Below are 18,443 nucleotides of genomic sequence, written 5' to 3'. Positions count from 1 at the left end.
ACTCGGTAGGATTCCGGGAGTGTCTGGCCGGTGACGTGACCGTACGCTGGCAGCCAACATCGTCAGTGGGAGGACCCGTGCTCTGGGTGGCCATCATCGGGCTAATCATGACCGTCCTGGCGGTCGCCGTGGCGGGCCGCAGGACGCTGTTCCTGTTCAGGCTCGCGACAGTGGGCCCGCCCGCGCCCGAACGCATCGAATACGCGAAGACGCACGCGGGCAGCGAGCTCAAGGCGCAGCTCGTCGAGGTGTTCGGGCAGAAGAAACTGCTCAAGTGGACACCGTCGGGCATCGCGCACTTCTTTGTGATGTGGGCGTTCTTCATCTTGCTGACCGTCTACATCGAGGCGTACGGCGCCATCGTCCAGGGCGCGATCACCGGTGAGCCCGACTTCCACATCCCGCTCATCGGCACCTGGGCGGCGCTCGGCTTCCTGCAGGACTTCATCGCGGTCGCCTGTCTGCTCGGCCTGCTCGCCTTCGCCGTCATCCGGATCAAGAACTCCCCCAAGACGCTCGGCCGCAAGTCCCGCTTCTCCGGCTCCCACCTCGGCGGCGCCTGGCTCGTCCTGTTCATGATCTTCAACATCATCTGGACGCTCTTCCTGGCCCGTGGCGCGGCGGCGGCGAACGGCAACTTCCCCTACTCGTCGGGCGCCTTCGTGTCGCTGGCCCTGGGCAAGATCCTTCCGGCCAGCTCGGTGCTGGAGGAGATCGCGCTGCTGCTGCACATCGGCTTCATGCTGGTGTTCCTGGTCATCGTGGTGCACAGCAAGCACCTGCACATCTTCACCGCGCCGCTGAACGTGCTCTTCTCCCGCCGCCCCGACGGTCTGGGCGGCGCGTCCGAGCTGCGCGTCGACGGCAAGCTCGTCGACTTCGAGGACGAGGACCTGGACCCCGAGCGGCTCGGCCGGGGCAAGATCGGCGACACCACCTGGAAGGGCTTCCTCGACTTCTACAGCTGCACCGAGTGCGGCCGCTGCCAGTCGCAGTGCCCCGCGTGGAACACCGACAAGCCGCTGTCGCCGAAGATGCTCATCCTCGACCAGCGTGACCACGCCTTCAAGGTGGCCCCCTACCTGATGGCCGCCTCCACCGAGCACGCGGACACCGACGTGCTCGCGCTGCTCAACAAGCCGCTGGTCGGCGAGGAGGGCGTGATCCACCCGGACGTCCTGTGGTCCTGTACGAACTGCGGCGCCTGCGTCGAGCAGTGCCCGGTCGACATCGAGCACATCGACCACATCCTCGACATGCGCCGCTACCAGGTGATGGTGGAGTCGTCGTTCCCGTCGGAGGCGGGAGTGATGGTCAAGAACCTGGAGAACAAGGGCAACCCGTGGGGCATGTCCGAGATGAAGCGCGCGGACTGGATCTCCGAGCTCGATTTCGAGGTCGAGCTGGTCGAGGACAAGATGCCCGAGGACGCCGAATACCTCTTCTGGGTCGGCTGCGCGGGCGCCCTCGAGGACCGGGCCAAGAAGACCACCAAGGCCGTCGCCGAGCTGCTGCACATCGCGGGCGTCAAGTTCGCCGTGCTCGGCCCGATGGAGGCGTGCACCGGTGACCCGGCCCGCCGCCTGGGCATGGAATACCTGTTCAACATGCTCGCCCAGCAGAACATCGAGACGCTGAACGAGGCGGGCGTCAAGAAGATCGTCGCCACCTGCCCTCACTGCTTCAACACACTGGCCAACGAGTACCCGCAGCTCGGCGGCACCTACGAGGTCGTACACCACACGCAGTTGCTGGCCAAGCTGGTCGACGAGGGACTGCTCACCCCGATCACGCCGATCGAGGAGAAGATCACCTACCACGACCCGTGCTTCCTCGGCCGCCACAACAAGGTCTACTCCCAGCCCCGCGACATCATGTCGAAGGTGCCCGGCGTGCAGACGCAGGAGATGCACCGGCACAAGGACCGCGGTTTCTGCTGCGGCGCCGGCGGCGCCCGGATGTGGATGGAAGAGCGCATCGGTAAGCGCATCAACACCGAGCGCGTCGACGAGGCCCTGACCACCAATCCTGACACTGTTTCCACGGCCTGTCCGTTCTGCATGGTGATGCTCGGCGACGCCATCAACGAGAAGAAGAACAGCGGCGAGGCGAAGGAGTCACTGGAGGTCGTGGACGTGGCCCAGCTCCTGATCAAATCGGTCAAAAGCGCTTCCTGACCGGGCAAAGTCGGACTCCTCTACAGGGCTTGTAGAGGAGTTCCGCACGTCAGGAGGGCCGAGGGCAGGAAAACTGCCATCCACATAACGGGAAAATCACGGTAACCTCAACGTCGCATGGCTTCATTCGACGGGGAGGGGGCTCGTGATGCGCGTCGTCGTCACAGACGCGGAAGTCACGCTCGCCGACGTGCTCTCCCTGCGACTCGCGATCGAGGAACCGCTGCGGGAAGGTACCGAGCTCGTGCTCAGGCACCGGACGACGGGGGTCGAGCGTGACGTGCTGCTCGGCACGCCGGGCGCCAGGACGCGAGAGGCCAGCCTGGCGGTGTCGCTGGCGCCGCTGATGCTCAGCCCCGGCCGCTGGGACGCCTATCTGCGCCGCGAGGGCAAACGTTCGCGGCTGCGCAGCATCGACCCGGGCTTCTCACTCGACCACCTCGACGCCTACGCCCTGTGCAAGCGGACCCTCGCCTATCGCTCCTATCGCACGCGCAACGGTTTCCTGGCGCTGAAGATAGCCGACGCCGAGCCGGCGGCGGAGGTGCGCTCGATCTGGTTCAGGGAGGGCCGGTTCGAGGTGATGGGTCTGCTCGCCTACACCGGCCTCGAGGACGACGACTCGCGTCACGAGGCCAGGCTGGCGCTCCAGCGCGAGCAGCCCACCGGGACGACCATCCGCACGGTGGCCACCGTGCAGGGGGTGCGCTTCCACGCCGCGTTCTCCTTGGTCGACGTGGTCGAGGCCGATCCGGAGTCCTCGGGCGTCTGGGAGCCGTCGTTGGAGGTCGAGGGCGTGCCGACGCCCATGATCCTGGGCGCCCGGCTCGACGACATAGACGGCAAGCGCCGCCGGCTGCACTACCCGTCGGCCCGGGTCGACGGGGTGGCCGTCCGTCCCGCCTACACCGCCGACGACGAGCTGCGGATCGAGGTGGGCAGGTGAAGGTCAGCATCCTCGTCTCGTCCGCGTACGCCATGCGGGGCGACGTGCGCTCCACCCTGAACTTCGCCACCGCCCTTTCCGAGCGCCACGACGTCGAGGTGATCAGCCTCCGGCGGCAGAAGGACAAGCCCTTCTTCCCCGTGGGCCCGAAAGTGACCATGCGCTCCGTTGTCGACCTCCGGCCCGGGGTCAGGCACCTGTTGCCCAGGGGACAGGTACGCACCGAGGTGGCGCTGTGGCGGGTGCTGCGCAACCTCAAGACCGACGTCCTCATCACCACCAGGCCGGGGTTGAGCGTCCAGGCGGCCAGGCACGCGCCACGGGAGACGCTCAAGCTCGCCAGGGAGTGGGCGCGTCCGGCGATACTCGGGCCCGTCCAGCGCTTCTATCCGCGTCTCGACGCCGTCGTCACGGCCACCGACAGCGCGCAGGAGGAGTGGCGCGGGCTGCTGGGCGAGGGGTCGCCCGTACACGTCGTGCCGGACGCGCTGCCCGGCGGGCCGTGGCCGCGCTCGCGGATGGACAACCGCATCGTCGCGGCGGGCGGCAGGTGGGAGCCCATCAAGGCGTACGACAGGCTGATCAGGGCGTTCGCCACCGTCGCCGACAAGCGGCCGGACTGGCGGCTGAGACTGTACGGCGGGGGCCCCGAGGAACGGCGGCTGCGTGCGCTCGTCCGGGAGCTCGACCTGCACAACCACGTCTACTTCATGGGCGTCACCCCGGACCTGGCGGGGGAGTTCGCCAAGGCGTCGATCGTGGCCAACACCTCGAGCACCGCCGATCTGGGCATGTCCGTGCTGGAGGCCATGGGCTGCGGGGTGCCGGTGGTGGCCTTCGACGGGGCCAGGGGGCCGAACGAGTTCGTGGCCACCGGCTACAACGGGGTGCTGGTGCCGGAGGGCGACGGCGGGCTGGAGCTGTTCGCGGGCGCGCTGCTCGCGCTGATCGACGACGAGCGCCGGCGCCGCTCGCTGGCCGCGGGCGCGCTGGAGACGGCCATCCGGCACGAGGCGGCTGAAGTGGGCGAGCAGTGGGAGAAGCTGCTCAGCGACCTCCGCTGACTGATACGGGTTACGGGTACCGTAGGAGCATGCATGGGTACAGCGGAGACAAGCAGGCATATCTGACGCGGCTCAGGCGGATCGAGGGGCAGATCAGAGGTCTGCAGCGGATGGTCGACGACGACGCCTACTGCATCGACGTGCTGACCCAGGTGTCCGCGGCGACGCGGGCGCTGCAGGCGGTGGCTCTCGGGCTGCTCGAGGAGCACATCTCACACTGCGTGGCCGACGCCATCAACACCGGCGGACCCGAGGCGGAGGCGAAAGTAAAAGAAGCGTCGGCGGCGATCGCGCGTCTCGTCCGTTCGTAGGAGCGTCTCGTCCGCTCGTAGGAGATGGCGCGCGCAGCTAACTAGTTATGTTGTGCGGCAGTGAACCATCCCCGGAAACCACCGTCCCGGACCCCTTGGGGATCCGGGACTAGGTCATTTAGTGATGGTCTTCAGCGGCTCGCCGAAGTCCGCAATCCGAGCGCGTCGTCGAGCTCGTCCAAGGTCAGCCGCCGCTCACTGATAGCGACGGCGGTGAGCACCTCAGCGTAGAGCGCAATCTCGTCCAACGCGACACGGTCGTGGACCCGAGAGTCCAGGTCATCGTGCCCCACCGCGTCGTCCTTCCTTCCGCAGCCCACACCCTCTACGAGGTTACGGCGGGGGCCCTTCGGGCGACATGGCCCATCGGAGTCATTCCTTTGAACGCCACCTGGGCCCCACGGGGATCATTTCCCGAATCCGAGATCACAATTCAGCTAATGGTGTGTTGTCTCAAGTGTTAGAAGGCTATAGGCGGGGTTAGGGTGAAATAGCGATATTAGTGGTTTAGGAGTGCAAGTCATCGCGTTCGGGGATCAAGCGGTGGACGAGCGCCGCCGCTCCCGCGAACCCGCGCTCCGGCACCCGCGCCCCCGTGAGCCGCCCCCACGCCAGCCCCACGGCGTACGCGGCGCCCAGCACGGCCGCCGCTGCCGCCCGATCGGGCGGCTCGACACCGGATCCTGACGCCCGCGGCTCCTCCCGCACGGACGCCGCCGCCCTCCCCGCCCCCGGCACGCCAGAGCCCCGCGCCCCCGGCCCGTCGTGAACGCCCGTCCCCGGCACCAAGTGAGCGCCTGTCTCCGGTACGGCGTGCGCGCCCGTTTCCGGCGCGCCAGAGGCGCCCGGCTGCCGTGCACTGTGGGAGCCCGTTCCTGGCATGGCGTAAGCGCCTGTTCCTGGTACGGCGTGGGCGCCCGTTTCCGGCATGGCGTGAGCGCTTCCCCGGTCGCCGGTCCCGGTCCACGAAGAGGGCACCGCGTAGGCTCCCGTTTCCGGTGCGCGCCACGGGTAGGGCGGTGGCGTCTGCGTGGAGAAGCCCTCCGGCTGCGTGGTCTCCGCCGCCGAGGTGCTGGTCAGCCCCGCCTTGGCGAGCTCGTCGTACGCCCGCCGCAACCGGTGGTCCAGGTACCGGGGAAGCAGCCCCCGCGAGTCGGAGAGGTCCGCCAGGAAGGCGGCCGCCGCCCGGGACGGCTCGGTGGTGAAGTCCAGTGCCTCGACCAGGTCGTACACGGTGTGGCGGAAGTGCGCCTCGGGATCGGTCTCCACCAGCACCGCCCTGCCCAGCCGCTCCGGCAGCCGGTCGAGCCACGCCTGCCGTGCCGTGTGGTCGTCGCGCAGGGCCGCGCGGTCGTCCAGGTGGGGCTGTCTGAGCGTGGGCTCCACCATGGTGAGCAGCGCCAGCGCGCGCGGCCTGAACCGGGGGTCCGACAGCAGGACCTGGGCCGTGTCGGCCATCATCGCGGCCAGCCGGAGGGCGGCGCGGGACTGGCCGGCGCGCAGCCGCTCGGAGACGAGCGTGACGAGGTCGAGCAGCGGCGGCGCGGGCAGCCAGCGCACCCACTCGTCACCGGGAAGCGGCCGCCGCAGATATTCGCCGAAGGCCGTGATGAGCAGCTCGTTGCCGTCGAAGGCGGGCGCGTACGCGCACCACATGATCGTCCCCCAGATCGCGGCGACCGTGCTCGGCACGTCTCTGGCGAAGATCTCACCGAAGGCGGTCATCGGGTAGTCGAGCTCGGAGCGGCGTTCCTCGCCCCGCAGCAGCAGCCGGATGCGGTCGGTGAGCGCGTGGGGCACGTCGGGGCCGACGAACGCCTGGGTGGAGCCGGGCTCGGCGGCGAAGTCGGGCCCGCGCGGTATCACCCGGACGGGCAGCACCGCGGCGGGATGTCCCGCGTTGCGGGTAAGAGCGGCTCTGGGCGGCGGTGAGAGGTGCCAGCGGCCGTCGGCGGGGTCGTGCAGATACCAGCGCGCGTGCGTCCCGAACAGCCATCTGTCGCCCTCGGGCGTCACCAGGGCCTTGGCCGCGATCACCTGGGCGCGCACGGGCACGGGAAGCCCCTGCCAGCCCGGGTCCGCGACCATCGCGCGGACGTCCGCCTCGACGGCGGTGAACGCATTCCAGGAGCGCACGGCGGCCATCGTACTGGTCCGATCGGAATCGACAATGGGCTTTACACGGCAGAATGTCCAGCATGAGGGCAACAATGGCTGGAGTTGTGGCGGTCGCAGGCGTGCTCGCCGGGTGCGGGACCGCGACCTCGGCGCAGCCGACCCCCACCGGCCCCGGCGTCCTGACCCTGAAGGACGCGGCACCGCCCGCGCCCGGTGGAGAGGTGGGTTCGGCGTCGGACGAGTTCGCCGCCGCCACCGGTCTGTCGGTGTGGAGCAAGCTGAGCGACACCGAAAAGGATCTCGATCGGATCGCCAAACTCGACGTGAACACGACCGCGAAGGGCTCGTTATACCTGGAGCCCAAGGTTTCCGCCTGGTTCGACGGCTTCCGCGGCCCGTTCGTCTACCAGGAACTCGCCGGGAACATCGTCATGCACGCGCGGCTCAAGGTCGAGGGCAAGAAGGGCGGCAAACCCACGCGGAAGTTCTCGCTCGGCGGCCTGATGGCCAGGGTGCCCAATTCGTCGGCGAAGGCGAACTGGATGTCGGTCACCACCGGCACGGCCGACGAGAGCGGCCGGCTGGAGATGACGTACACCAAGGACGGCAGTTCCGGGCCGCACGAAGTCAAGATCAAGAGTGGCTGGGTGGAGTTCGTCCTGGCCAGGGTCGGGCGCCTCGCGGTGGCCCTGTACAAGGAGGACGGCGGCACCTGGAAGGTCGGCGGGCGCTGGCCGTCGGAGCTGCCCGAGGTGCTGCAGTGGGGCATGGCCGCCTACACCGACTGGGACAGTTACGGCGCGCTCAAGAAAGACCCCTCCAAGGGCAACGCCAAACAGGTCAAGGGCACGCCCGACGTCAAGATGACCGTCGACTTCGTCCGGTTTCTCCGGCCCGAGCTGCCCGACTACGCGGACCCGCTCAACACCGCGTCGGTGCCGGACGACGTCCTGATCAAAGTGGTGACGCCGTCCGGTGCCTGAGCGCCTTGGCCATGTAGTTGTCCGGCGTGCTCGCGAAGCCCGCCCGGTCGTCGTCGGTGAGCTCGCGCACGATCTTCCCGGGCACTCCGGCGACCAGCACCCCGGCCGGGATCTTCTTGCCCGGCCCGACCAGGGCGCCCGCCGCGACCAGAGTGCCCGCGCCGATGCGGGCGCCACCGAGCACGATCGCGCCGATGCCGATCAGCGCTCCGGACTCCACATGGGCGCCGTGCACCATGGCCTTGTGGCCGAGACTGACCCGGTGCTCCAAGATCGCCGGCTCGCCCGGGTCGGAATGGAGGCAGCACAGATCCTGTACGTTGCACTCCTCGCCGATCTCTATTCGTTCGTCGTCACCCCGGAGAACGGAGCCGTACCAGATGCTGGACGCCCGGCCCACACGCACCCTGCCCACCACGACGGCGCCTGGCGCGATGTACGCCTCGGGATGAATGTCCGGGACTGCCCCGTTGTCCAATGCAGCGATGTACACCCGTCACATCGTAATTCCCAGCCCAGGTCTGGTGTTCCGGTTGCGGACGTGGGCAGATGGCAGGAAAGTCGATTCCTGACGTCTCGACGCCAGACCCTTACAAGCTGCCGGTTTCCCCCGCCTCACGCAAACCCTTAGGTAACCCCCATGACAAACCAGCACGAGAGCATTCCCGATCTGATGCAAGAGGACACCTTCGAGGTCGTGATGCGCGGCTACAACCGCCGTCAGGTACACGACTACATGATCCGTACCCGTAACCAGGTCCGAGATCTGGAAGAGCGGCTGGCGCGGGCGATCGACCAGGCCGAGCAGGGCCGGGTCGAGCTGGCGGAGGCCAGGCGGCGCATGGTGGAGGCGCCGCAGAGCTACGAGGACCTCAGCCCCAGGCTGGCGCAGATTCTCCGGCTGGGGGAAGAGGAAGCCGCCGCCAAGAAGGAAGACGCCGAGGCCGAGGCCGTCAGTGTGCGTGACGCCGCCAAGTCGGAGGCCGACCGGCTGGTCACCTCCGCGCGTGAGACGGCGGACAACATGCTGACCTCCGCTCAGTCGGAGGCCGAGCGGCGCGTGGGCGAGGCGACGGGGGCTGCCGAGCGCATGCTGGCCCAGGCGGGCGCCGATGCCGAGGAGAAGCTGACCAGCTCGCGCACGGAGGCGGAGGACACCCTGCGCGAGGCGCGGGCCGAGGCCGACAGCGTGCTCACCTCCGCCAAGCAGGAGGCCGAGCAGCTCCTGGAGTCCACCGGCTCGGAGGCCGAGCGGACCCTCACGAGCGCTCGCGCCGAGGCCGAGTCGACGCTGGAGTCGGCGCGGCAGCGGGTCGAGTCGCTCGACGAGCACGCGGGCCGGCGCGTCGAATACCTGAGCAACACGCACACGGAGGTCGTGCGCAGGCTGACCGAGATCAGCTCCGTGCTCGGCGACCTCATGCAGACCGAGAGCAAGGCGGGCCCGCTCGTCATCGAACCGGCTCCCACGCCCGCCTCCCTGGAGCCCGCTTCCCAGGACACCGTCGTTCAGGAAGCCGTCGTCCGGGAGCCCGCTCCCCAGGACACCGTTGTCCAGGAGGCTGTTGTCGAGGAGCCGGAGCACCTGCCGACTCCGCAGGACGACGTGCGGGTCATCGTCGAGGACAGCCCGGCCGAGCGGACGGCGGAGGTCGCGCGCCCCGTCTCCGACGACACGGACATCGACATCATCGGCCGCCTGTCGGACGTCCGACGCTGACCGTCGAACGCCGCCGATAGACGCCGATAGACAGGCCGCCGAGAGGCAGGCCCCGACAAGCAGGTAGGGCCCCGCCCGATGTGGCGGGGCCCTTTTCACGTCCCACGGGCGGAAGCCCCCGCCCCCGATCGGGTCGGGGGCTTCCGCGATCGCGGCCCCTATGGGGGCCCGGTACCGGAGCCGCCGAGACGCTGGACCCGGCACCGGGCTGCTCGCGAGCGTCCACGGCGTCCCGCTGGAACGGTCCGCCGCGACGCGATCACGGAGGCGCCGGACCGGCTCGCGGCTCGTGCTCGCCGGCCCTGCTCTCCTGGTCCCGGAGTTGCTCGCGCAGGCCCTCCGGGTCGTCGGCGTCGATGGTCATCGCACACCCGGCATCGCGCTGCGCCGCGCTGAGCGGGTGATGTCGCGTGGCCCACCAACGGCCGGCGTCGCTCCGCCAGATGGTCCACTGCGCGAACTCCCGGGCGATGTCGGCTAGATGCCGGTCAAAGGACATCTGATCATCCCTCCGGGACCCACGCGAGGTTCCATCTCCTTGAAGGGTCCGTCACATCTCTAGAGAAGACAATGATCGCAAGGGACAGGTCAACCTATCGCTTGACATTTCTGCTTGACCTAAGCGTCGAAGTCGTACTGAAGTACGTACGCCGCCGAGTCCAGGACCATCTCGTTGAGCTCGACGGGCACGCCCGCCGAGGTGTAGGCGGTCCGGGTGATCACGATCACCGGAGTGCCGCCGGGCAGGTCGAGCAGCCCGGTCTCGCGCGGTCCCGGCATCCTGGCCCGTACCTCCTCGGTGAAGTGGGTGGGCGGCAGGCCGAGGTCGCGCAGCCTCGCGTACACGCCGCCCGGCCCCGTGTCGAGGGAGGTGATGGCGCTGCCCTCGACCAGGAGGGCGGGGAAGTAGGACGTGGCGAGCTGCACGGGCCGGGAGTCGACCGAGTAGCGGCGCCGCCGTATCCATACCTCGCCGCTGTCGAGGACGCCCGCGACCTCCTCGGCCGCCCGTTCGTGCGCCACCTCAACCTCGTCCACGGTGAAAGGGCGACCGCGGGTGTCGGCGTCCCAGATGGTGCGCCCCTGACCCCACTGCTCGCGTGAGAGCCGGCGTGAGCCGTGCCGCCGGATTGGTTTGAACAGTCGCACGTAGACCCCCGAGCCTCGCTTCGGTACCGCCAGCCCCTCGTTGATCACTACGGCGAGTGCCTGCCTGGCGGTGGCGCGGGCGATCCCGTAGTCGGCCATGAGCGTGTTCTCGCCCGGTAGCCGATCCCCGTCGCGCAGTTCGCCGGACAGAATCCGGGAGCGGAGACCGTCGGCGATGCGTCGATAGATCGGGGGCTCGTGGGGAACCGGGACTTCAGACACGTTCGACCACCCTCTGTCACCAACCGGGTTTGGCGTCTCCAGAGAACTTGCCCCGTCTTGTCCACGATCGCACAGATACGGGGGATGGTTGCGAGCTTCTTTTGAGCGCATCATGCCTGTGTGATGAAGTCGGCCGAGTTTCAGCGGACCGTTATCGTGGAACGGTCCCGGCCACTACTCGGCTCGCCCACCAGCGGCGAGTAATCAGCGCGGCGAGCACGGCGCCCGATGTGTTGACGATCACGTCGTCGATCGACGAGAGGCGGCCCAGCCGCAGGCCGTACTGAAGCGCCTCCACGGTGATCGAGGCGGCCGCCGCGACGGCGGCGACGCGGGCCGTCGAGGCCATCCGCGCGGTGCGTACGGGCAGCAGCGCGCCGAGCGCCGCGAAGACCAGCAGATTGCCCCCCACCTGCACCAACACGGTCTCCCAAGGGGCGTTGACCACGTCGATGAGGTCGCTGAACGGCACGAGGCTGACCCCGGCCGGACCCCCGGCCGGAGTGAGGATCATCCACACCCACGGCGCGGTGCCGACGGCGATTCCGACGTCGGCCAGGGCGGTGCGGGTGGGCGCCGGATGGCGGGCTCGGGCGCGGTGACGGGCGAGGAGCAAGATTGCCAGCACGGCCAGCGGCAGCGCAAAGGTACCAGCAATAATGACGTTTCCCCACAAATCCCACGTCCGAGCCATCGGACCATGATGGCGGCCGTCCAGTGGTACGGGAAGCTGTCCCTCCGGACAGGTGCCTACGGGCCGGCGCGCGGGCGGGGCGATCGGCTACGCGGGCGCGTGGGTCGGCTATGGGCGCGCGGGCAGGTGTTCGGCGAGGAAGTCGCGCGCGACCCGCCAGGCCCGCGCGGCGGGCTCCGGCTGGTGGAACATCGGCGACTCGCTGTTGTGGAAGGCGTGCCCGGCCTCCTCCTCGACGTGCATGAGCACGTTGTCCCGGCCCGCCGCGGCCTGCTCGACCGTGGCCACCTGGTCACGCGGGATGTACGGATCGCTGCCGCCGAACACCAGCAGCAGGGGCGAGCCGATGCGCTCCATCAGCCCGGCCGCCTCGGGCACGGCCGAGCCGTAGAAGGACAGCACGGCGCCGAGCTCGGTCTGGGTGGCCAGCAGGTACGCCAGCGAGCCGCCCAGGCAGAACCCGAGCGCCCCGACGCCACCGGTCACCTCGGGCAGCTCGCCCAGGTGGGCCAGGGTGAGCGCGCAGTCGGCCACGGCCTGCGGGACGTCGAAACGGCCGGCCAGCTCGATCGAGGCGGCCGTGCCCTCGGGAGTGTGCTCGCCGATCCAGTTGGGCTGGAGCCGCCAGAACAGGTCGGGCGAGGCCACGACGTAGCCGAGTGCGGCCAGCTCTTCCGCCACCTTCGCGATGTACGGCCCGACGCCGTAGATCTCCTGGATGAGCAGGATGCCGGGGCCGGTGCCGGGGCCGGGGAGCCAGACATGGACGTCGAAGGAGCCGTCGTGGGCCGCGATGCGGTCGATGCGCTTCTGCATGTAGTCAAGGATGGCGATCGGCGGCCGTCGGCGCATCGATGGCGTGGCCGGGAGGCACAGATCGGGTACGTACGGCATGGCGCGTGAAGCCATCGGAAGGGACGATGTCAAGGACGTTCCCGGTCCACTCCCACCCACGACGATCACGATGAAGCTGGAGCAGCCTGATGCATGACGAATGGTCAGAGGCGGTAGACGCCCGCGTCCACGCCGCGGACCGGTTGGCCGAGGCCGTGCGCCTGGGCAAGCCGTGCGCTCCCGTCAGGGACATGATCAGCACCGCCGCCGAGGGCTACGCCGTACAGGAGATCCACACGCGGCGGGCGCTGGACGAGAGGCGACGGCTGGTCGGCAGGAAGATCGGCGTCACCAACCCGCTGATGCAGAAGCAGTTCGGGATCGACGAACCCGACTACGGCATGCTTTTCGCGGATATGTCGTACCTCGATGGGCTTCCTGTGCCGGTGGAGCGGTTCCTGCAGCCGCGGGCCGAGGCGGAGGTCGCGCTGGTACTCGGCCGCGACCTGATCGGCGGCCCTTTCACCGTGGCGGACGTGATCAGGGCGGTGGAGTTCGCGCTGCCCGCCATCGAGATCGCGGACTCGCGCATCGCCGACTGGGACATCACGCTGGCCGACACGATCGCCGACAACGCCTCCGCGGGCGCGTTCGTGCTGGGCAGCACGCCTGCCTCGCTGATGGATCTGGACCTGCGGCGGGCCGCCATGACGATGACGCGGCGCGACCAGGAGGTCTCGACCGGCTCGGGCGCCGCCTGCCTGGGCCAGCCGCTCAACGCGGCCGTGTGGCTGGCGGGCCGGCTCGGCCGTACCGACTACCCGCTGCGGGCGGGAGACGTGGTCCTGACCGGCTCGCTCGGGCCCGTGGTGCCGGTCGAGCCGGGTGACGACTTCGAGGCGCACATCGACGGGCTGGGGTCGGTGCGGGCGGTGTTCTCGCCGTGAAGCCGCGCGGGGCGTGCCGGCCGAGACCCACCCCTCGATCATCGCGATGATCCCCATGCGCGGGCCGGTGCTCGGACTGGTGGTGGCGCTGATGGCCGCGGGCTGTGGTGTCTCGCCCGCGCTGGAGACGGAGCCGGACCCCACGCTCAGGGTCGGCGCGATCATCTCGCAGACCGGAGTCTACGCCACGCTCGGCGACGACATGGAGGCGGCCATGCACCTCTACCTGGAGGAGCACGGCGGCAGGCTGGGCGGCAGACCGGCCGAGCTCATCGTCGCCGACGACGCGGGCAACCCGGAGAAGGGGCAGCAGCAGGCCAGGTGGCTCATCGCGCGCGAGGGGGCGAACGTGATCACCGGCCTGATCTCCTCGCCGGTCGCCGTGTCGGTGGTCAAGGAGGCGGCCGGCACGCCGGTGGTGATCGCGAACGCCGGCGCCGACGAGCTGGGCGGGCCCGGCGTCTTCCGGGTGTCGTTCACCAACCATGAGCACGGTTACGCGGCGGGCAGGTACGCCGCCAAGCGGTACGGCAAGGCGGGGGTCGTGCTGATGGCCTCCGACTACTCGGGGGGCACCGAGACGCTCGACGGCTTCACCGAGGGGTACGGGGTCAAGCCGCTCAAGCGCATCCTGACCCCGTACGGCAAGTCCGAGGACCTGGAGCCCTACCTCAGGCGCATCCCGCCGGACGCCAAGCTCCTGTACGCCTTCTACGCGGGCGGCGAGGCGGTCACGTTCGCCAAGGCCTTCAAGCAGCTCGGCTACGACACCAAGGTCAACCTGCTGACCTGCCAGAACCTCACCGACGAAGACGTGCTCGAAGCCATCGGGACCGACGCCGAGGGGATCACCAGCGTCGGCCTCTACTCACCGGCGCTCACCACCCCCGAGAACGCCGCGTTCGTGGCCAGGTGGAAGGCCAAGACGGGCCGGAACCCGTCGGCCGTGGCGCTGCAGAGCTGGGACGCCATGCAGCTCATCGACCGGGCGGCCGGGCTGGGCGGCGATCTGTCCACGGCGCTCGGCCGGGTGGGCGACCTGGCCAGCCCGCGCGGCACGTTCCGGCTCGACGCCACGACGCACAACCCGGTGCAGAACTGGTACGCCCGTCAGTATCAGAATGGCGTGAACCGGGTAATCGCCACGATGCCCCCAGAAAGGAAGTAGCCGCATGCTCGATCGCGACCACTGCCTCGCCCTGGACGCCGAGGATCCGCTGAGGGACTTCCGGGACGAGTTCGTGCTGCCCGAGGGCGTCGTCTACCTGGTGGGCAACTCGCTCGGCGCGCTGCCCCGCCGTACCTCCGAACGGGTGCGGCAGGCGGTCGAGGACGAGTGGGGCGGGCAGCTCGTCGGCGGGTGGAACCACGCGGGGTGGTACGCCCAGCCGCTGACCACGGGTGACCGGCTGGCTCCGCTCATCGGCGCGGGCCCCGGCCAGGTCGTGGTGGGCAACACCACGTCGATCGCCGTCTACCAGACGGTCGCGGCCGCGGCGCGGCTGCGACCCGACCGGCGGGTGATCGTCTCCGACGTGCGGAACTTCCCCACCGACCACTACATGATCCAGGGGCTGGCCGGGACGCTGGGCGGCTATGAGGTCCGCGACTTCGCCGAGGGGCGGTTCGACGACGCGGCCGTGGTGCTGCTGTCCGAGGTCGACTACCGCACCGGCGCCCGCCATGACGTGCCGGCGGTGACCGCGCGGGTGCAGGCGGCGGGGGCGCTGATGGTCTGGGACGTGTGCCACAGCGTCGGCGCCATGGAGGTGGACGTCTCGATGGCCGACTTCGCGGTCGGCTGCACCTACAAGTACCTCAACGCGGGTCCCGGCGCGCCCGCGTTCCTCTACGTCAACCCGCGCCACCTGGCCGCCGCCGAGAACGTCCTGCCCGGCTGGCACGGCCACGCGGAGCCGTTCGCGTTCGAGCCCGGATTCCGGCCGGCCGAGGGGATCCGGCGGTTCGCGGTCGGCACCCCGCACGTGCTGTCGTTCGCGGCGCTGGAGGCGGCGCTCGACGTGTGGGAGCGGGTGCCGATGCGCCAGGTTCGGGCCAAGAGCGTCGCGCTGACCTCGCTCTTCGTCGATCTGGTCGGTGACGCCCTGGAGCTCGCCTCACCGCGCGACGCCGCCCGGCGGGGCAGCCAGGTGAGCCTCTACCACCCCGACGGCTACCCGGTGATGCGCGCGCTCATCGACCGCGGCGTGCACGGCGACTTCCGCGCGCCGGACATCCTCCGCTTCGGCTTCGCGCCGCTGTACACGCGGTTCGTGGACGTGTACGACGCCGCCGCCGTCCTGACCGAGGTGCTGGAGAAGGAGCTCTGGCGGGAGGAGAGGTACGCCCAGCGGCTCGCGGTCACCTGAGCGACCGAGTGACTCCCTCTTGGGAGGGAGACGGAAGATCGCCTGCGTCGGCGATCCGGGCGGAACGCGTGATCGACAGGATTGAGGCAGTTGACCGCCTCTCACCTGGAGTTTCCATGAAGCGCAGCCATGTCGCCGGTCTCGTTCTCGCCCTCTCGGCCGCCGCCACGACACAGGCCGCGACCGCACAGGCCGCCACCGCGCACACCTTGACGGCAACGCATCGCGTCGCTCAGGTCGAGGTGCCGCCGATCAATCCGGCGGCACTGGCGAAGAGCATCGAGGGCCTGCCCGTCGCCGACGCCACCGCGGCGGACGTGCGGGTGAGCGGCTCGGCGGGCTCGTGGCAGGGCGTGTCCGGCGTGACCGACCTGCGGACGAAGAAGGCCGCCAAGGCCGGAGCCCGGTTCCGGGCGGGCAGCGTCACCAAGGTCTTCACCGTGTCGGTGGTGCTCCAACTCGTCGCCGAGGGCGAGCTGTCGCTCGACGGCACGGTCCAGGAGTACCTGCCCGGCCTGCTGCCGGCCGACTACCCGGCCGTCAAGGTCGGCCAGCTGCTCAACCACACCAGCGGGCTGCCCGCGCCCCAGGTGAGCGATGACTTCGCCGACATCTACGCCACCCGGTTCCAGAAGTGGACGCCCGAGGAGTACGTCGCCAAGGCCGTGGAGAACCCGATCGAGTTCACCCCCGGCACGCGGCAGCACTACCTCAACACCAACACGTTCGTCGCCGGCCTGCTCATCGAGAAGGTCACCGGGCGTTCCTACGAGCACGAGGTGACGACCAGGATCCTGCGGCCCGTCGGCATGACCGGCAGTTACCTGCCGGAGACCTCGGTCCGCATCCGCGGCCGGCACAACCAGGGCTACCAGAGCGTGCCCCAGGGCTTCCCCGACGCGGTCAAGTACGGCGAGGGCTACGTGGTGAACATGACCGAGACGAGCGTCACCTCGACCTGGGCCTCGGGCGACCTCATCTCGACCACCGCCGATCTGGAGAAGTTCGTCAAGGCGCTGTTCGGCGGCAAGATCGTGCCTCCCGCGCAGTTGGAGCCGATGTTCACGGTGCCGCCGGTGCCGATGTTCGGCGGTAAGGGGGACGCCGTCTACACCTCGGGCCTGGCCAGGATGGTGCTGCCCGGCGGCCTCGTGGCGTACGGCAAGACCGGCGCCAGGTGGGGCAGCGCGGCCGGCATCGGGGCCACCCGCGACCTGAGCCGCACGCTCGCCTACTCGGTCAACTCCACCGACGCCAAGAGCTCCGGCCAGAACCAGCGGACCCTCGCCATCGCCCTGGCCGCCTTCGCGAAGTGAGCCCGGCTACGGCTCGCCGTCCAGCAGCTTGATCGCCCGTTTCGGCGCGATCGTCCGGTAGCTCTCCTCCACCCAGTCGATCAGCACCTCGGTCTCGGGCAACTCGGCCAGGAACGGCACCGTCACCCACCCGGCCTTGCCCAGCCCGTGGCTGGTGGGGGCGGCGCCTTCGACGGTCAGCGCATGGCCGCGGGCCTCGGACAGCAGCTTCATGGAGAAGGACGGGGCCCACTTCTCGGTCTGCTCGTCGATGCCGAGGAAGACGAACACCTTCTTGTTCACCTTGACGACCGTCTCGCCCCACGGGTGGTCCTCGTGAGACTCCGGCAGCCCGAGGGCGAAGACCCGCAGTCGCTCTCGTACGTCGTGCCAGTCATCCATGCCTTCGGACGCTATCGAACGCGCCGGAACTCGGCCAGTTTGGCGTCGATCCGGTCCCTGATCAGGTCGCGGGCCTCCATGCGCGGCACCCCCGACATGAGCAGCCGGTCGTAGTCGGTGTCGAGGTGGCGGATCGAGGCCACCACGGCCAGCGTGATCGCGTTCTCGTCGAGCGCCCTGGCCGCCGCCGAGCGCCCGACCCGGCCGCTGCCGCGCTGGCCGGCGTGCGCGGCCACCTCCTGGGCCCGCTCGGCCGGGCAGCCGGGGAAGAGTCTGGCGATCTCGGCCGCCATCCGCGCCTGGTAGTCGACGTCCTGGTCGGCCCGGCGCTCCCGGTCGCGCTCGCGGCGGCGCAGCCGCACCTCCTCGTCGGCCAGGCACCGCTCCTCCGCCGCCGCCATCGCGTGCTCCTCGACCAGCAGTCCCTGGCGCTGGTAGACCTTGCGCCGCCGGTTGAACTGGACGACCACCGCCGACAGGCCGCTCTCCTGCTTCGCCCGGCGGCTGAGCGCCGCGTTGCCCGCCGGCAGGAAGACCAGGTGGTCCATGTCGGCGCAGGTCAGGCAGTGGGGCACATCCTCTTCCATGATCAGGTAAGGGCCCGTGTCGCCGCAGGTCGCGCATGTCCAGGCGTTGAGCGGGGCCACTGCCACCAGGTCGGGTGCCTTGCTCTGCCGCTCGGTGAGCTGCCGCACCCGGGCCTCGCTGAGGTCGGGGGACAGCCAGTGGACGCGGAACGCCTCCTGCGCATGGTCGGCGGTGAAGCGCAGCTCGCGGCGGTCGCGGCTGCCGGCGACATAGGGGGTCTCCACCGGCCGCAGCCCCTTGGCGGTCGCCCAGTCCTTCAGCAGCGCAGCGGCCGTGAGCAACCGGTCCTCGTCGACGGGCGCCAGCTCGGCCAGCGTGGCGGCGCGGCCCTGCCGCCAGGTGTCGACGTGCCGCGAGTGCACCCAGCGCAGGCCGGTCACCACGTCGATGAACGTCACGTACTTGCGGTGGGCCAGCGCGATCTCGGCGGCGTCCGCGACCCTGCGGGCCAGATTCGGCTTGCTCATCGCCCCAGTCTCTCGTGCCTTTGCCGGGAGATGACGCGGTCGGACGTATTCGTTGCGCCGGTCGCGGTTAGTAATCCGGCTGATCAGGATATTGGGGGAATCGTGGACCTGCTCTGACCCACGAAAAACGGCCCTGACACCGGGAGGGTGGTGTCAG

19 protein-coding genes are annotated in these 18,443 nt (G+C 69.7%); 10 read left to right on the top strand and 9 right to left on the bottom strand.

The features are described 5' to 3' along the window. The first annotated feature begins 77 nt into the window (after positions 1-77). The 4 genes from AB0F17_RS12465 to AB0F17_RS12450 all read left to right on the top strand — a co-directional run bounded on the left by AB0F17_RS12465 (position 78) and on the right by AB0F17_RS12450 (position 4,498). Positions 78-2,177 (top strand): (Fe-S)-binding protein, encoded by a 2,100-nt coding sequence (locus AB0F17_RS12465; protein WP_358020574.1) that lies wholly within the window; start codon positions 78-80, stop codon positions 2,175-2,177. A gap of 148 nt (positions 2,178-2,325) precedes the next feature. After that, positions 2,326-3,123: a hypothetical protein gene (locus AB0F17_RS12460; protein WP_358020571.1), complete on the top strand. Its 798-nt coding sequence runs from the start codon at positions 2,326-2,328 to the stop codon at positions 3,121-3,123. Continuing rightward, entirely contained in the window at positions 3,120-4,187 is a 1,068-nt protein-coding gene (locus AB0F17_RS12455; RefSeq protein ID WP_358020568.1) for a glycosyltransferase, read from the top strand. The genes AB0F17_RS12460 and AB0F17_RS12455 overlap by 4 nt, the downstream gene beginning before the upstream one ends. A gap of 29 nt (positions 4,188-4,216) precedes the next feature. Continuing rightward, complete coding sequence (locus tag AB0F17_RS12450) at positions 4,217-4,498, top strand: metal-sensitive transcriptional regulator (protein WP_080044376.1); 282 nt, start codon at positions 4,217-4,219, stop codon at positions 4,496-4,498. A gap of 131 nt (positions 4,499-4,629) precedes the next feature. Here AB0F17_RS12450 and AB0F17_RS12445 read toward each other — a convergent pair whose 3' ends face one another. Then, positions 4,630-4,791, bottom strand: coding sequence for a hypothetical protein (locus AB0F17_RS12445; RefSeq protein WP_175589978.1), 162 nt, complete (start codon positions 4,789-4,791; stop codon positions 4,630-4,632). A 214-nt stretch (positions 4,792-5,005) separates the two neighbouring features. Continuing rightward, positions 5,006-6,634, bottom strand: a complete 1,629-nt coding sequence (locus tag AB0F17_RS12440; protein WP_358020565.1) for a hypothetical protein — start codon at positions 6,632-6,634, stop codon at positions 5,006-5,008. 62 nt (positions 6,635-6,696) lie between these two features. Here AB0F17_RS12440 and AB0F17_RS12435 point away from each other — a divergent pair, with 62 nt between their 5' ends. Beyond that, positions 6,697-7,599, top strand: coding sequence for a hypothetical protein (locus AB0F17_RS12435; RefSeq protein WP_358020562.1), 903 nt, complete (start codon positions 6,697-6,699; stop codon positions 7,597-7,599). On the opposite strand, the gene AB0F17_RS12430 is transcribed toward AB0F17_RS12435, so the two are convergent. After that, positions 7,571-8,092, bottom strand: coding sequence for a gamma carbonic anhydrase family protein (locus tag AB0F17_RS12430; RefSeq protein ID WP_358020559.1), 522 nt, complete (start codon positions 8,090-8,092; stop codon positions 7,571-7,573). The genes AB0F17_RS12435 and AB0F17_RS12430 overlap by 29 nt on opposite strands. A 147-nt stretch (positions 8,093-8,239) precedes the next feature. Between AB0F17_RS12430 and AB0F17_RS12425 the strand changes: the two genes are divergently transcribed. Next, positions 8,240-9,319, top strand: coding sequence for a hypothetical protein (locus AB0F17_RS12425; protein ID WP_358020556.1), 1,080 nt, complete (start codon positions 8,240-8,242; stop codon positions 9,317-9,319). Positions 9,320-9,578: 259 nt separating this feature from the next. On the opposite strand, the gene AB0F17_RS12420 is transcribed toward AB0F17_RS12425, so the two are convergent. From AB0F17_RS12420 to AB0F17_RS12405, 4 genes are all read right to left on the bottom strand, one after another. After that, positions 9,579-9,818 (bottom strand): hypothetical protein, encoded by a 240-nt coding sequence (locus AB0F17_RS12420; RefSeq protein WP_358020553.1) that lies wholly within the window; start codon positions 9,816-9,818, stop codon positions 9,579-9,581. 119 nt (positions 9,819-9,937) lie between these two features. Continuing rightward, complete coding sequence (locus AB0F17_RS12415; protein ID WP_358020550.1) at positions 9,938-10,690, bottom strand: GntR family transcriptional regulator; 753 nt, start codon at positions 10,688-10,690, stop codon at positions 9,938-9,940. A gap of 151 nt (positions 10,691-10,841) precedes the next feature. Beyond that, complete coding sequence (locus AB0F17_RS12410; RefSeq protein WP_358020547.1) at positions 10,842-11,318, bottom strand: VanZ family protein; 477 nt, start codon at positions 11,316-11,318, stop codon at positions 10,842-10,844. 174 nt (positions 11,319-11,492) lie between these two features. After that, the gene (locus AB0F17_RS12405; RefSeq protein ID WP_358020544.1) at positions 11,493-12,293 is read right to left on the bottom strand and encodes a dienelactone hydrolase family protein; all 801 of its coding nucleotides are present in this window, start codon (positions 12,291-12,293) and stop codon (positions 11,493-11,495) included. Positions 12,294-12,367: 74 nt separating this feature from the next. Between AB0F17_RS12405 and AB0F17_RS12400 the strand changes: the two genes are divergently transcribed. The 4 genes from AB0F17_RS12400 to AB0F17_RS12385 all read left to right on the top strand — a co-directional run bounded on the left by AB0F17_RS12400 (position 12,368) and on the right by AB0F17_RS12385 (position 16,850). Then, positions 12,368-13,165, top strand: coding sequence for a fumarylacetoacetate hydrolase family protein (locus AB0F17_RS12400; RefSeq protein ID WP_358020541.1), 798 nt, complete (start codon positions 12,368-12,370; stop codon positions 13,163-13,165). Positions 13,166-13,178: 13 nt separating this feature from the next. After that, positions 13,179-14,333 carry an ABC transporter substrate-binding protein gene (locus tag AB0F17_RS12395; RefSeq protein ID WP_358020538.1) on the top strand — a complete coding sequence of 385 codons (1,155 nt, stop codon included), beginning with the start codon at positions 13,179-13,181 and terminating at the stop codon, positions 14,331-14,333. A 4-nt stretch (positions 14,334-14,337) separates the two neighbouring features. After that, positions 14,338-15,534, top strand: a complete 1,197-nt coding sequence (kynU, locus tag AB0F17_RS12390) for a kynureninase (RefSeq protein ID WP_358020535.1) — start codon at positions 14,338-14,340, stop codon at positions 15,532-15,534. A gap of 116 nt (positions 15,535-15,650) precedes the next feature. Continuing rightward, positions 15,651-16,850 (top strand): serine hydrolase domain-containing protein, encoded by a 1,200-nt coding sequence (locus AB0F17_RS12385; protein WP_358020533.1) that lies wholly within the window; start codon positions 15,651-15,653, stop codon positions 16,848-16,850. Positions 16,851-16,856: 6 nt separating this feature from the next. Here the strand turns inward: AB0F17_RS12385 and AB0F17_RS12380 are convergent, their stop codons facing one another. After that, entirely contained in the window at positions 16,857-17,231 is a 375-nt protein-coding gene (locus AB0F17_RS12380; RefSeq protein WP_358020531.1) for an MmcQ/YjbR family DNA-binding protein, read from the bottom strand. 11 nt (positions 17,232-17,242) lie between these two features. After that, positions 17,243-18,286: a DUF2293 domain-containing protein gene (locus AB0F17_RS12375; RefSeq protein WP_358020528.1), complete on the bottom strand. Its 1,044-nt coding sequence runs from the start codon at positions 18,284-18,286 to the stop codon at positions 17,243-17,245. Between the last annotated feature and the right edge of the window lie 157 nt (positions 18,287-18,443).

This window comes from Nonomuraea sp. NPDC026600 (assembly GCF_040638335.1).
Taxonomy (GTDB): domain Bacteria; phylum Actinomycetota; class Actinomycetes; order Streptosporangiales; family Streptosporangiaceae; genus Nonomuraea.
This window is presented reverse-complemented; position numbering and strand designations above follow the sequence as displayed.

Bases quoted from the DNA above. Each gene is read 5' to 3' on its own strand.
- AB0F17_RS12460 (WP_358020571.1), top strand. From the start codon at position 2,326: ATGCGCGTCGTCGTCACAGACGCGGAAGTCACGCTCGCCGACGTGCTC.
- AB0F17_RS12450 (WP_080044376.1), top strand. From the start codon at position 4,217: ATGCATGGGTACAGCGGAGACAAGCAGGCATATCTGACGCGGCTCAGG.
- AB0F17_RS12435 (WP_358020562.1), top strand. From the start codon at position 6,697: ATGAGGGCAACAATGGCTGGAGTTGTGGCGGTCGCAGGCGTGCTCGCC.
- AB0F17_RS12425 (WP_358020556.1), top strand. From the start codon at position 8,240: ATGACAAACCAGCACGAGAGCATTCCCGATCTGATGCAAGAGGACACC.
- AB0F17_RS12420 (WP_358020553.1), bottom strand. From the start codon at position 9,818: ATGTCCTTTGACCGGCATCTAGCCGACATCGCCCGGGAGTTCGCGCAG.
- AB0F17_RS12405 (WP_358020544.1), bottom strand. From the start codon at position 12,293: ATGGCTTCACGCGCCATGCCGTACGTACCCGATCTGTGCCTCCCGGCC.
- AB0F17_RS12400 (WP_358020541.1), top strand. From the start codon at position 12,368: ATGCATGACGAATGGTCAGAGGCGGTAGACGCCCGCGTCCACGCCGCG.
- kynU (WP_358020535.1), top strand. From the start codon at position 14,338: ATGCTCGATCGCGACCACTGCCTCGCCCTGGACGCCGAGGATCCGCTG.
- AB0F17_RS12385 (WP_358020533.1), top strand. From the start codon at position 15,651: ATGAAGCGCAGCCATGTCGCCGGTCTCGTTCTCGCCCTCTCGGCCGCC.
- AB0F17_RS12380 (WP_358020531.1), bottom strand. From the start codon at position 17,231: ATGGATGACTGGCACGACGTACGAGAGCGACTGCGGGTCTTCGCCCTC.
- AB0F17_RS12375 (WP_358020528.1), bottom strand. From the start codon at position 18,286: ATGAGCAAGCCGAATCTGGCCCGCAGGGTCGCGGACGCCGCCGAGATC.